This is a genomic window from Nostoc sp. (assembly GCF_036917615.1).
In the GTDB taxonomy this organism is placed as follows: Bacteria; Cyanobacteriota; Cyanobacteriia; order Cyanobacteriales; family Nostocaceae; genus Nostoc.
In genome coordinates, this window is record NZ_JBALCZ010000093.1 from 13,944 (window position 1) to 27,291 (window position 13,348).

The window sequence follows — 13,348 nt, forward strand, 5'->3', positions numbered from 1 at the left end:
CTTAATTCAGCAATGCCTAGCGACTAACTCTTATTTTTATTTAAAAATTGGTTATGAAACAAATAGAAGCAGTTGTTGCCAATATCAATGATCTAAAAGATGGTGAAATGCGACAGGTATCTGTCGGCGAGACAGAAATTTTACTGACCCGATTAGAGGGAAAGTTTTATGCCGTCGGTGCATACTGCTCTCATTATCGAGCGCCACTGGCAGAGGGGGTGCTGAGTGGGCATCATGTTGTTTGCCCCTGGCATAATGCTTATTTTGACGTGACGACTGGCGACCAACTAGAGCCACCTGGCTTGGATTCTTTAGCTTGCTATGGGGTACGCATTGAAGGTGAAAACGTTATTGTCAGCGTACCAGAGGAAACAACGGGATTGCGATCGCCTGCAATGGCGCAATTTAACCCCGAGGCTGATGGACGCACATTTGTGATCTTAGGAGCAGGAGCCGCGGGTGTCCATGCCGCAGAAGCTTTGCGAGTAGCTGGATATCAAGGGCGAATCGTCATGATCACTCAGGATGACAGGCTACCCTATGATCGCACCAAGCTGACTAAAGACTACTTCATTGGTAAAACCTCCTTTGAGGAAATGCCCCTGCGATCGCCAGATTTCTACAAAGAACACGCAATTGAAGTACTGTTGAATAAGCAAGTTAAGCAGGTGCAAACAACGGCAAAAGCGATCGCCTTTACCGATAGCGCCAGCAGTAGCGACGCCGGAGCGTCTGGTGATTCATTAACCTATGATGCCCTGCTGGTAGCAACAGGTGGAAAACCACGCCAGCTAGATATTCCAGGTGCAGACTTGCAAAATATTCTCACATTACGCAGTTTTGATGATACTGCTCGCATTTTGACACTGAGCAAGCAAAAAGGACAGGCGGTAGTTATTGGCTCCAGTTTTATCGGCATGGAAACAGCAGCTGGGCTGAGTCAGCACGGCTTACAAGTAACTGTGATCTCGCCGGATTCTGTACCTTTTAAGAAAATATTAGGGGAAGAAATTGGCAAAATATTTCAGCAAGTTCATGAGGAAAACGGTGTTTCCTTTAAGTTGGGTAGGAAAGCGGTTCAATTTGAAGGTAGTGACAAGGTAGAAGCTGTAATTTTAGATAATGGCGATCGCTTGAAAGCAGATATAGTAATTGTTGGAATTGGCGTACAGCCTGCAACAGACTTTCTTGAGGGTGTCGATTTGCATCCCAAAGATGGCAGTGTTGTTGTTGATGAATACTTGCGTGCAGCTGATGGCATCTATGCCGCAGGCGATATTGCCCGTTATCCCGATTGGCGCACAAGTGAATCGCTTCGCGTTGAACATTGGCGAGTTGCAGCACAGCAGGGGCGAATTGCAGCTCATAACATGGCAGGGAAAGCAGTCAAATTTAGAGGGCTTCCTTTGTTCTGGACGATGCAATTCGAGTTTCCGTTGCGCTACATTGGACACGCCCCAAGTTGGGATGAAATAATTATAGATGGGGATTTGCAAAAACAGGAATTCATTGCTTTCTACGTCCAAAAAAATAAAGTCTTAGCAGTTGCAACTAGCAATAAAGATACGGAAACAGCAGCTATCTATGAACTGATGCGCTTGAACCAGATGCCAACTGTTGAGGAATTACGCAGTGGTATAGTTAATTTGATTCAGCGACAGCCTCAAGTTAATAATAAGCAATAGATATAAACCGCCCAGAACTAAAGTTCAGGGCTAATAACTAAAGTCCGTTAAAACGGACTATAACCTTTTCTCAGTCATCTTTAGATGACTTTCGCTATTAGACTCAGAATGAATTCTGAGTCGGGCTAGATGAGAATGAAATAGTCCTGAGTTTGAGACAAGAGTAATTGGCAATCTCCTGTATACATAATGAACATTACTGAACACTACGACATCATCATCATCGGTACGGGAGCAGGTGGAGGTACACTAGCTCACCGCCTCGCACCCACAGGTAAAAAGATTCTGGTGCTGGAACGAGGCGACTTTCTGCCTAGAGAGAAAGCTAACTGGAATCCCCAGGAGGTCTATCAAAAAAATCGCTACCACGCAGATGAAGAATGGTATAACAAAGAAGGGAAAGTATTTAAGCCCCAGACGGGCTACTGGGTTGGTGGCAATACTAAACTCTACGGTGCAGCCTTAATTAGATTACGGGAACGAGATTTTGAAAAGGTAATTCATAAAGGAGGAATTTCTCCAGAATGGCCGCTCAAGTATTCAGATTTTGAGCCGTATTATACCCAAGCAGAAAAGTTGTATGACGTACATGGAAAGCAAGGGGAAGACCCAACCGAACCACCTCGTAGCGAGCCATATCCCTATGAGCCAGTCAGTCATGAGCCGGATATGCAGGAATTGGCTGATGGCATCCGTGAACTAGGCTACTACCCATTCCATCTACCATTGGGATTAAAACTCAATGAAAGCGATCGCACCAAAAGTCCCTGTATTCGCTGCGATACTTTTGATGGATATCCCTGTCTCGTACACGCAAAAGCCGATGCCGATGTCAACGCCATTCGTCCCAGCCTGGAAATGTATGCCAATTTCACTTTGTTGACTAATGCCAAAGTCTTGCGGCTGCATACTAGCGAGTCGGGACGAGAGATTACAAGTGTAGAAACTGAAATTGCCGGGGAGCGGCATTGGTTTGCAGGTAATATTGTGGTTGTTGCCTGTGGCTCGATCAACTCGGCTGTTTTGCTATTACAGTCTGCTAACGACCAGCATCCTAATGGATTGGCAAACAGTTCCGATCAGGTAGGGCGTAATTTCATGAAACAACTAGAAACGGCGATCGTTTCCATACATCTAGAGATAAATCGCGCTAGCTTTCAAAAAACAATCGCCGTCAACGATTTTTACTGGGGAGAGCCAGATTTTCCTTATCCAATGGGTATGGTGCAGAATACTGGGAATGTGCTAGCAGATATGATTCCCGCAGAGGCTCCGCCGCTGATGGCTCCATTTATCAAACTGATTCCTAAGTATGAGCGCCATTTGCTTGCCGAGCGTTCCGTTGGCTGGTGGTTGCAGACAGAGGACTTACCAGACCCAAATAATCGAATTCGTGTAGTGGGTGATAAAATTCACGTTGACTATACATTGAACAATACCGAAGCAGGCGATCGCTTGATCCATCGTTGGACATCTGTACTCAAGTCAATCCCTCACTCCGCTAAACACGTCCTACCATTTAGCATTTATCCCCGTACTCAGATACCAGAACAAGCAGTTGCTCATCAATGTGGTAGTTGTCGATTTGGCACAGACTCCAAAACCTCAGTCCTTGACCTCAATTGTCGTACCCATGATGTTGATAATCTCTATGTGGTAGATAGTAGTTTCTTTCCGTCAAATTCTGGTGCTAACCCCACGCTCACGATTATGGCAAATGCATTGCGTGTTGGCGACCGCATAGCTGAACGATTGAAGTAGATACTATTGGTTGGACTAGAACGCTTTAACCTGTGGCTTCTGGTATATCTTTAGCCCGAAGTAATTCTATCCTTATCCATGCAAACATTCACGAGTCCAATAGTTTTAAGGAGAGACAGATAATGAATGAGGAACAATCTGCTAATAACCCGCAAGATGAAATTCAAACGAACCCGAATACTCATACAATTGCGACAGGATTGGGAGCAGCGGGAGTTGGTGTAGTAGGAGCCGCACTCGGTCGCTCAATTGGTGGTAAACTCGGTGCTGCTATTGGTGGAGTTGCAGGAGCAATTACTGGTAGCGTTGTAGGTAATCAGCTAGCAGAATACGTCGAGGAATTTACTGAGGAACTCCAGCCAGTAATTGGATTGGGATTAGGAGCTAATCACAAACCAATTGAATTACCCCGTCATTACACTTGGGAAGAACTACAGGCGCTATCAAAACCCCAAGGTGGAGAAATACAAGCCACCTAAAGCAAGATTTTTCTTTGGCGTTCAACGGCAGACTACTATAGCGCTTCTCGTACCCTGTGAGAAGCCGCTATGCGTCTATGGATGCAATACGCTCTAACCTCACTTCCATTCCTCTCTCCTAAAAGGAGAGAGGCTTTGAATCTTACTCGCTAACCCTACAAGGGTTGAGGTTGTTCTTGTTAGGTCTGTATTTCATGCAATTGCGAACCACTACAGTCACACTTTCGTCATAACTTGGTAATAACTTTGTCAACAAAATGTAATTAAATATTGATAGTATAAAGCTGCATATTTAAGGTTTTAATGGAGCCGACTATCTGAGTTCATTTGGATTATGAGCGTTAGCTCTCTACAGTTAACTATTGCCAAGTAAAATTTACTTAAATTCCTACAAAATGTCGGGTGTTTTGGGCATTTAGAAATGCGTTATGAGTAAGCAATGCCGCAATTCATTACTTTGGTTGTGAATGTCCAAATTGTCTAAATTTTTTGCGTTTATTACATGGTATCGGAAACTTAGTGTATTAACCTTTGAAAGCACTTATTTCAATGAAAACTCAAATTAAACCTCGTCTATTGAGCATAGGGTTGACATTATTAGCGATAGTAATGCTTGCCAGTTGTAGTAAAAAGCCTGAAGAGTCTGCTAGCAGTACACCGTCAACTCCAAGCGCAGTTTCGCAAGCTCAGTCTTCCGGTGATACTGCCACATCAACCTCCCCAAAGCCTGAAGAGTCTGCTAACAGTACACCATCAACTCCAAGTCCTATTTCCCAAGCTCAGGCTTCTGGTAACACAGCTACATCAACCGCCAAAAAGCGACCATCGGCTGCAAATAAAACCCCTATTTTAGCAGAAGCCGAAAAGTTAGGGGTTAAACCTCAAGGAGAAACTACTTGTCCGAGTGGCGCACCTGTTAAGGGTAAAATAACAAAGAAGCGAGGCAACATATACCATATCGCCAAATCACCCAATTATAACCAAACCAAGCCCGATATCTGCTTCAAAGATGAAGCAACAGCAGAGAAAGCTGGCTTTCGTGCGCCTAAGTAAACAGTTCTGTTAAAGCAAAGAGAAATTCTGTGTTTAATTTATCTAACGATGCTCACAATGTCTAGTTTAAGTCTGGCACGTTAGCAAAAGATTTAATGCCTTGCTTTTGCCAGTTTTGAAAAGCTGTGAAATTGCTGTTTGCTTATTGTGTCGAGAGTAATCGCTTAGTCATTCGATTTAACATCTATTCCACTTTCAATTCCTACTTCCTCTAAAGCAGGTTCTTTAAGCGTAAATTCATCAATCAGCGTAATTATCACTGCCGCCGCAGGCACTGCAAGCAGCAAACCAATAAATCCAAATAGCTTACCCATTACCAGAAATGTCACAATCACCATTACCGGATGGATATTAACTTGCTTACCCATCACCAAAGGCTGAACAATGTGGGCATCTATTTGATTCATTACTAAAAATAGGATCACCACAAATACTAGCTTTATTGGTGAAATACTCAGTGCTACTAATGCTGGTAAAAAAGTTCCAATGATCGAACCAAAGTAAGGAATTATTTCAAATAAACCCGCAATAATCCCAAATGGCAGGGCTGAGGGAATCCCCAAAATCAAAAGTCCAAAAGTTGCTCCAGCACCCAGAAATATCATCGCTATCCCTGTCCCAAAAATCCAACCCCGCAATCTTATCTCACAAGCCTTAAGGATTCGTTTAAACCGCTGATGATGTCGCCGAGGTACTAATCTTAAAATCCCTTTGACTAAGGAATTAGGATCGTAAGCCATGTAAAGCGCTAAAATTAACGTCGCTACCAACTCCACAGTTAAACTTAAAGCTTCACCTAAGAAAACTGGTACTCCACTCAGTAACTGTTCGCTCAAGTTCCGTAATTGTATTAGAGCTTGGGAAATGTCCGGAATAAAACTGAATTTCTGACGTAGGTGCTCAACCTCTCCTGTCAATGTATTGAGATAAGTTGGTAATGTTTTGATTAATTTTTGAGACTCGAACGTCACACTAGGTAGGACTACAGTAGCTAATACTACAACAAATCCGACGATTAATCCAATTAGTAGCAGAACAGCAAGATCCTGTGATTTAACTAACTTTTGCAAAAACTCTAATAGCGTTCGCAAAATTAAAGCAATCAATGCTGCAACAACTAAAAGTTCTAATACTGGTAAAAGTTGGTATAGAATATAGAGTGATAAAGCTACCATTACTGCCAATGGTGCGCCACGAGTTAACTGCGACCATCCATTGTCTGTATCATCATAATTCGCCATATTAGTTATTATGCATCCGATAACTCTTTGATGTTGCTATTATCTGTTGAACGGACTCAACTGGTTGTACTCTTCTAAAAATTTCTTCAAATCTTTATTATTGATTGGACAAGTTTGATTCTATTAAAATCAAAAATCCAACTATTATATTCTCAGATAATTTTCTCACCTAGAAAATAAACTACTATTGAGACTTTACCGCTGGGTCTTGCTTTAATTTTTTTCATAGCAAAAGCTTATCGAACAACTTGCTCAAGCAGCGAATCTTGGCACAACATTTAACAATAATCTTACTTTGTGTGTTGCCCAAAAATGTCAATTGCACTCAGCAAAATACCAAAAAACAGATAAACTCCACCTATCACTAGTAAATCACGGCGTAAATAAACATACCATACCCTCCGGGAAGCCGCTTTGCGTCTATAAAATGGCGCAAGAGCAAGGAATACAACTCTTTTGACTTTTGACTTTTGACTTCCGCGCAGCGGTACTAGGTCTACTGCACTAAACCATATGCCAATAACTGAGCATCAGTTGGGTTTTTTTGGGTCATAGCTCACCTTGAGCAAATTACTTACTTAGTTAACAAAATAACCAGTAGTTATAAAGGGATAATGGTTAGCGCGATCGCTCCTATTAGATAATACCTGCTTGTAGTGCCGTAACTCTGACTCATAGGTATCAACTTAAAGTGAAAGCCTGTCTAGATAAGTCCTTCGGAGATTGCCTTGTCAAGAGTCTCTGACTTTTAATGCCGCAATGACGAGCATTTCCAGCCTCTGGCTGGAAACGAGGTTTCAAAGGGGTTTACGGTTAAGTTGACACCAATGAACTCTGACTTGGCCTGTGTAATGGTTAATTTTTTCAGGGAGGGTGAAGTTGTGGTAAGCATTTGGGGGCGTAATCTCAACTTTCACAGACGCTAACAACTAATCGTTACTACTCAATTGCAACCGGATAATTGCGCTGTTCCCATTTACTACTTTCAATCCAGAAAAAGGTAAAGCTGATTGGCTGTTGCTGGTTATCAGAAATAGAAATGTCTACAAAATTAACTCCTAACTTTGTGGAAGTAGAAGGTATATCTTGTACAGTTTGCCAATTATCCTGTGACCAGTGCAACTGAAAAGATGCTAAAGCTTGAATTCGCAGTGTATGACCTTTTTTAACTTTGTCTATTTGACGGTTAAACTTCCAAATTTCTAGTAATTTACACTTTTGGCGATCGCCTAAATAGCGATTCGCTATCTCTGGAATAAAATCAAACACCTGACCATCATGATTTGACCGTAGCAGCTTGATGTACTCCGAATGTGCCCACATTAAAGGCATCGCAGAACCTGTTGGTTTTCCCAAATACATATGAATCTCAGGTCTATCTGCTTCATCCCAAACCTGTTCTGGCAGCAAACAAGTGTTTGAAGCAAATCCTTCCATCGCCTTGATATATGTTTTGACATCGCCACCAGCAGCTAATTCATAATGTCCTCGCTCTCCTGTCAAGAGAGGCCAAACACGTCCTTTACCCGAACCCGTGTACGCATTGCCATCTTCTTGCTGTCCGTAGCCGTCGTGGTTGTAACGATGCCAACAAGGCCCAACGGGTGTATCTACTTTTAAGACTGCATCTATTACTTTCACAGAATCAACAATAATCGGGTCATCAGGTTTACGAATTCCGTAGCGCACCAATTGCAGAAACCCGCCATCGACAATTTCCTTCGCCGGAAATTCTGTTGGTTCACCAGGCGGTTGACTGCTGATCAAAAGAGTTCCTTGGTTAGGATTTTCGTTGGGTTGAGGATTATTGATATCTGTAGGAGTAATTCGGATATAATGCTGTTTGATGCCAGCAACTAGGGTTCCTTCGGTAGTAACTGTCCAAGCTTCAATGTGAGATTCTAAAAAATCAGCGTATTCTTCGATGAATTCTGCTGTTGCTTGATCCCCACTTTCACGAGCAAATTGAGCAGCACAAATCAAGGCGGCAATATTAGATGCCAGTGTTGATGGTGAATAACCACTGTTTTCTTCCCAACGTTCTTGTTGCGTAGCAGGGCCGTGACGAATTAAATAACCCGCCGCCCGCAGAATCATCGGATAAACATCAAAATTTAAGCAATTCTTTTCTTGGTGTAATAGCCATGCCAGTAGAATCGGAAATGCCACTTCATCAAGCTGGATACCTTTCCAGTAGGGTGTGCCATCAACCCAGAAGTTCTGGGCAAAACCACCGTCTTCTTGTTGGCTGGTGGCAAGATAAATGAGCGATCGCACTGCTGTTTGAGTTTCTCCAGCAGCCACTAATCCGGCAACACTGCTGACCATATCCCGCGTCCAGACAAGGTGATATCCTCCTTGGTCTTGGTCGTTTTTAGCTTCACCCCAAGGGATGGCTAGAGATGCAATTAAAGCACCTGGATAGGTTTTGTCTTCATGGGTCAAAAGTTGACTAATGCTGTTGTTATACAACTTCCCATCATCAAAAGAAATATTTTCTAATGAGTGGATGCCCCGGCGCGATCGCTTCCACTGTTCGTTATATAGCTGCTTCTGCTGTTCAAAAGGAATATTCAGCGACTGAAACAGTGTGGAAATTGCATTGTGCAGATTGCTGCCAAATGCCAGTCCTAAAGTAAACTCATTATTATCATCTAGATTTAGTTTTCCAGTTAAAGCCAGATTGCCATCCACAGCACTGTCAAACTCCCAATCCATCTGGAAATTGTCAGCTAAATCTGTCCAACCATCACTTTTACCTACGTAGCCACAGGAAAGACGAGTAAAGGGAACCGTTGCACCCAACGCCAACCATGTTCCTCCTTTTTGAGCTATTAGAAGATGCTGCCCCGCAACTTCTATAGCGTAACCATTATTACCCATACCTCCGACTTCCAGATGCGGCGCACACAAAGCGTATAAATGGAGTTGGGAGATAAACTCTCGCTCTCCTGTTAATTTTGTGTGCTGTAAAATACAGGATAAATGCGGGTCAGCAATCACTTCCTTGATTAGGGTATAACGTCCTTGTGGATCAGAATTAATAATTTGGTATCCTAAACCATGAGTCCACATCGGTTCCACTTTTGATTCGAGATGGCGTTTTTCTTCGTGGAAAAAGCTTTTCCCGTCAGAAATTAGGTACTGCAAATCTCGAATTTGAGGTTTGTCCACTGTAGGATGGTAGACTTCAGTCACAATACCGTTCCAGATAGTAAACCAAACGTTACTGGAAGTAGAGTAAGCTGTTCCTACTCCATCTTTATTCGCCTGAGTCCATCGGGGATCAATGCCAGGTGAGCCAAAAGCCTGTGTTTGACCAATAATTTTTACCATACTTTATTGTTTGAAAGGCATTTTTAAAATGCTGTAGTTGATATTTCTGTGATTAATAATTTATTCAGAAGATTGAGAAGATTGGCGAGTAGCAGCTAAGGACTTTGCTTCAATAAAAATTTGTTTTATTTCTGGGTGGTGTTGGCGAAGTTTTGCTTCTAAGCTCTCCACAGTTAATGCTATTTCCTCACCTGTGAGATTTTTAGAAAACTGGATTTCTAAGTTGAGTAATACTTCCTGTGGAGCAAGCTGCATTGTTAGGACACGCATAACTTCTTTTACTCCTGGTTCGGTTTTTGACAAAGAACGAATATTGCTTATAGTTTGAGGATTAGCACTTTCACCAACTAATAATCCTTTACTTTCTTTAGCTAGCACTATTGCTACTATAGCTAAGATAATGCCAATCACAATAGAGGCGATGCCATCAAAATAAACATTATTAAATAAATGTCCTAAGAAGATTCCGAGCAAAGCAACGATTAAACCTAAAATTGCGGCAGAATCCTCAACTAATATTGTAAATACTGTCGGGTCTTTGCTGTTTTTGATTGCTTGCCAGAAACTTTGCTTACCCTTGGTCGGCAAAAACTCTTTTAAAGCCACAGTCCAAGAAAAACCCTCGAATAATATTGCCATACCTAACACAATATAATTCCACATTGGGTCTTTTAAAGGGCTGGGATTAATTAAATGAGTAATTCCTTCATAAATTGACATGCCACCGCCAATCGCAAAGATCAGGATAGCAACGATTAAAGTCCAGAAGTAAAGTTCTTGGCCGTAACCAAACGGATGGCGATCATCAGCTGGCTTTTGGCTCATGCGAATTCCCAGCAAAAGTAACAGTTGGTCGCCAGTATCTACCACCGAATGAATACCCTCAGATATCATGGCAGAACTACCCGTAATGGCGGCGGCGATAAATTTAGTAATAGCGATCGCTAAGTTAGCCCCCATCGCCGCAAAAATGGTTTTATTAGATGAATCAGTTGCCATGATTGTAAAGAAGTAGCTATCCAAAAAATAGGGTTGGAGAGGCTCTAGGGGTAGAGGAGAGTTCCGAAGTATAGCACTTTTCGTTTGTATGCAATAGACTTTGACCTCTCTCCAAACCTCTCTCCAAACCTCTCTCCTAAAAGGAGGAGCCACTGCGTTGGGCGGCTCTGCCGACTTAAAGCACGTGGCGTCAGAGGCTTTGAATTTACTCCCCTTCCCTTGTAGGGAAGGGGTTGGGGGTTAGGTCTGTATTCGACTCAATTGAGAAGCGCTATAGCTTTTGTTGTCTCCGAAACGGCTTTTGCTATCTCCAAAATAGCTTTTGTTGTCTCCGAAACGGCTTTTGCTGTCTCCGAAATAGCTTTTGCTGTCTCCGAAATAACTTTCGCTGTCTCCGAAATAGCTTTTGCTGTCTCCGAAACGAATTTATCTCTCTCCAGAACCTCCAAGTATCCCTTTGCTGTTGAAACCTCTTCAACCCGATAACCAATACCCAGCCCAAACCCTTGATTTTTCGTTACTGATGCATAAGTTCTACTTGTAATTCACCTGTTTTATTGGTAACTTCCCATTGAGTTTGTTTCCCTTCCCGCCAAAAGCGCAATGCAACTGTAGCGTCTCCTACACTTAGATTTGTCAGTTCCAAATTTGACAACCACTCTGGTAGTGAAGGCTGTACCTTTAACTTTCGCTGTGGTGCATCGGCTTCAAGTCCTAAAATGGTACGAATGAGTAAAAGAATCGAGCCAGCAGCCCAAGCTTGGGGAATATTGGCATCGGGATAAGGTACAGGAAAGTTATTCTCTTGGCGTTCAATTCCGGCAAACAATTCTGGCATCCGCCCAGATTGAAAATAATTAGCAGCAGCAAAAATCCCCTCAGCAATACGGTTTGCTTCTTCGTGGTAGCCATATCGCTTTAAGCCGGCGGCAATTATCGAGTTATCGTGCGGCCAAACACTTCCTCTTTGATAACTAATTGGATTATAAGCTGGATTTTGAGCTGAGAGAGTCCGCACACCCCAACCGCACCACATATCTGGTTGAAAAAGTCGCAGGGCCAGCTTTTTTGCTCGTTCTTGGGGGACAATACCAGACCAGAGTAGATGCCCAGGATTCGAGGTAATCGATTGGATTTGCTGCTTGTTGCTATCTAAGCCAAGACAGTAAAATCCTTCTGAATCCATCCAAAATTGTTCATTGAATCGTTGATAAAGTGATTCTGCTTTTTGACGGAGGTTTTGCGATCGCTCTTTTTCTCCCCACACCTCATAAATTAAAGCTGCTTTTAGCCAAGCATTGTAGACGTAACCTTGAACTTCACACAAAGCTATTGGGGGATCAACTAATTTGCCATTCGGGTGAACCATTGATTCACCTGAATCTTTCCAACCTTGATTGGCTAATCCCTTTTTTGAATGAGTTAAGTACTCAACAAATCCATCGCCATCAAAATCGCCGTATTTATCAATCCAAGTCAGTGCCTTATCTAATGGCGATCGGCACTCATCCAGCATCCCCAGGTCAGCATTCCAAGAATAGGTTTCAGCTAAAGTAATAATCCAGAGAATGGTAGTGTCTACCGTTCCGTAATAGGGATTGTATGGGAGTTGATTGATTTTAGTTAACTCGTCTTCACGCAGTTCATGCAGCATCTTGCCTGGTTGGGCATCATGCCAGTCATCTAACTCAGTTGCTTGTAGTTGAGCCAACCTAACAAGCGTACCACGGGCAAAACCGTGGTAAACTGCCATCGTTTGCAAGCTGGTAATTATAGAGTCACGTCCAAAGACAGCCATAAACCAGGGAATACCAGCCGCAGGCATCCAAAACTTATGGCCGTTATCATCAACTTCAATCCGCAAGGCTCCCATATCAATAAGCGCCTGCTGATAAAATCCTTGAATGTCAGCATTAGACGATCGCAACTTTGTGGCATTAGTCAGAAATTCATCCCTAACCTCTCCAGCTTTTGTATTCCAAGACGCAGTTGAGTTTTCTTGAGGTTTGAGGATATCTCCATTGGCTAAGGCTGTAGTGTTGATCGAAGTATGCCATGTTTCACCAGGAGCGATCGCTACATCAAACATCAAACGACCGTTTGCATATCTTGCTGTTGAACTTGCACAAACTGTCTCAGTTACAATGCCTCTGATAAAAGAACCGTTACGGTACTCGGTAGAAAGTACGCCATCTTTCCATGTTGTTGTCGTCTCACCCCGTGTCACAATGTTCTTTGCTTTCACCTCAAAGATATCCGCAAAGTCCGAACGAATCGCCAACATCAGTTGAAACTCAACTGCTTCTAAGTGATGATTGGTGATATCGATATCTTCGTGCATCCCCCCTACAATGTCGCGCCTGATGGTTACAAGCAAACTACCATTCGGGAAAATGCCGTTGATAGTACTAAGTTCCGGGTTTGTAAATTGGTAAAGCGCACTATGATGCGTGATGTTACTAGAAGCTAGCAGTGAAAGTTGGTAACGATTGAGAGAAATTTCGTAATAAGAAATTAAGCGGGTATCACGAACAAAAAAACCTTGGGCTTGATTGTCATTAATGGAACCATCACTAGCTGTAACTAAAAACGAGGAACCATCGTTAATTGTGATCAGATTAGGATTGACAATAACTTTTGTGGGCATATGAGTAGAAGGCAGAAGGCAGAATAATTTTAGATTTTAGATTTTGGATTGAACAATCTAAAATCCCAAAGACGCTACACACAGTCCCTAACGCTTCGCTATTACAAATCCTTGCATTGAAAAAGCAGGAGGCAGATAGTACAGGTA

Annotated in this window: 8 protein-coding genes; 4 read left to right on the forward strand and 4 right to left on the reverse strand. The window is 42.6% G+C overall.

The genetic code is table 11. The features are described 5' to 3' along the window. Positions 1 to 53: 53 nt before the first annotated feature. The 4 genes from V7K85_RS35210 to V7K85_RS35225 all read left to right on the forward strand — a co-directional run bounded on the left by V7K85_RS35210 (position 54) and on the right by V7K85_RS35225 (position 4,978). Positions 54 to 1,685: an FAD-dependent oxidoreductase gene (locus V7K85_RS35210; protein ID WP_334821169.1), complete on the forward strand. Its 1,632-nt coding sequence runs from the start codon at positions 54 to 56 to the stop codon at positions 1,683 to 1,685. A gap of 189 nt (positions 1,686 to 1,874) precedes the next feature. Then, the gene (locus tag V7K85_RS35215; RefSeq protein ID WP_334821172.1) at positions 1,875 to 3,446 is read left to right on the forward strand and encodes a GMC family oxidoreductase; all 1,572 of its coding nucleotides are present in this window, start codon (positions 1,875 to 1,877) and stop codon (positions 3,444 to 3,446) included. A gap of 122 nt (positions 3,447 to 3,568) precedes the next feature. Further along, positions 3,569 to 3,925, forward strand: coding sequence for a glycine zipper domain-containing protein (locus tag V7K85_RS35220; RefSeq protein WP_334821174.1), 357 nt, complete (start codon positions 3,569 to 3,571; stop codon positions 3,923 to 3,925). A gap of 549 nt (positions 3,926 to 4,474) precedes the next feature. Further along, positions 4,475 to 4,978 (forward strand): sunset domain-containing protein, encoded by a 504-nt coding sequence (locus V7K85_RS35225; protein WP_334821176.1) that lies wholly within the window; start codon positions 4,475 to 4,477, stop codon positions 4,976 to 4,978. A 164-nt stretch (positions 4,979 to 5,142) separates the two neighbouring features. On the opposite strand, the gene V7K85_RS35230 is transcribed toward V7K85_RS35225, so the two are convergent. From V7K85_RS35230 to V7K85_RS35245, 4 genes are all read right to left on the reverse strand, one after another. Further along, the gene (locus tag V7K85_RS35230; RefSeq protein WP_334821178.1) at positions 5,143 to 6,219 is read right to left on the reverse strand and encodes an AI-2E family transporter; all 1,077 of its coding nucleotides are present in this window, start codon (positions 6,217 to 6,219) and stop codon (positions 5,143 to 5,145) included. A 939-nt stretch (positions 6,220 to 7,158) separates the two neighbouring features. Continuing rightward, the gene (locus tag V7K85_RS35235; protein ID WP_334821180.1) at positions 7,159 to 9,555 is read right to left on the reverse strand and encodes a glycoside hydrolase family 15 protein; all 2,397 of its coding nucleotides are present in this window, start codon (positions 9,553 to 9,555) and stop codon (positions 7,159 to 7,161) included. Between the two features lie 60 nt (positions 9,556 to 9,615). After that, on the reverse strand, positions 9,616 to 10,554 hold the full coding sequence (locus tag V7K85_RS35240; protein ID WP_334821181.1) for a cation diffusion facilitator family transporter: 939 nt from the start codon (positions 10,552 to 10,554) through the stop codon (positions 9,616 to 9,618). Between the two features lie 517 nt (positions 10,555 to 11,071). After that, entirely contained in the window at positions 11,072 to 13,201 is a 2,130-nt protein-coding gene (locus V7K85_RS35245; protein ID WP_334821182.1) for an amylo-alpha-1,6-glucosidase, read from the reverse strand. Positions 13,202 to 13,348 lie beyond the last annotated feature (147 nt).